The organism is Actinomyces sp. S6-Spd3 (assembly GCF_000758755.1).
In the GTDB taxonomy this organism is placed as follows: Bacteria; Actinomycetota; Actinomycetes; order Actinomycetales; family Actinomycetaceae; genus Pauljensenia.
Genome location: NZ_JRMV01000162.1, coordinates 1 through 521 on the forward strand (window position 1 = coordinate 1; position 521 = coordinate 521).

At 58.3% G+C, this 521-nt stretch carries 1 protein-coding gene; it reads right to left on the reverse strand.

What is annotated here, in order from left to right:
* On the reverse strand, positions 1-521 hold a 521-nt coding region (locus HMPREF1627_RS00970), incomplete at both ends, for an ATP-binding cassette domain-containing protein (protein ID WP_034500380.1).

The following is a 521-nucleotide window of genomic DNA, read 5'->3' on the forward strand; positions in this document are numbered from 1 at the left end:
CAGGTAAGACAGCTCCATTTCGGCTTGGATGTCGTTTAGCAGGTGCAGGATTTGGTCTTGCACTAGCACGTCCAGCGCAGACACGGCCTCGTCAAGCACAAGGACGTGCGGGCGTAGCGCAAGTGCACGAGCAATGGCTACACGCTGGCGTTGACCGCCGGACAGCTCGTTGGGGTAGCGCCTCATCGCGGAGCGAGGGAGGGCAACCATGTCGAGTAGTTGGGCAACGCGCTCCTCGCGCTCCTTCTTGGTCCCCCAGTTGTGTACGCGCATGGGTTCTTCAACCGCGCGGTAAATGGAGTACATGGGGTCCAGGGAGCCGTACGGGTTTTGGAACACCACCTGAAGGTTGCGGCGCATGGCGAAGCGTTCCTTCTTGGAAAGTTCAGAAACGTTTACGCCCTCAAAAATGACGTCGCCTGAGTCTTGCTCTAGCAAGCCCAGGATGATGTTTGCCGCAGTGGACTTACCAGAACCGGATTCGCCTACAACACCTAGCGTTGTGCCCTTGCGCAGCGTGA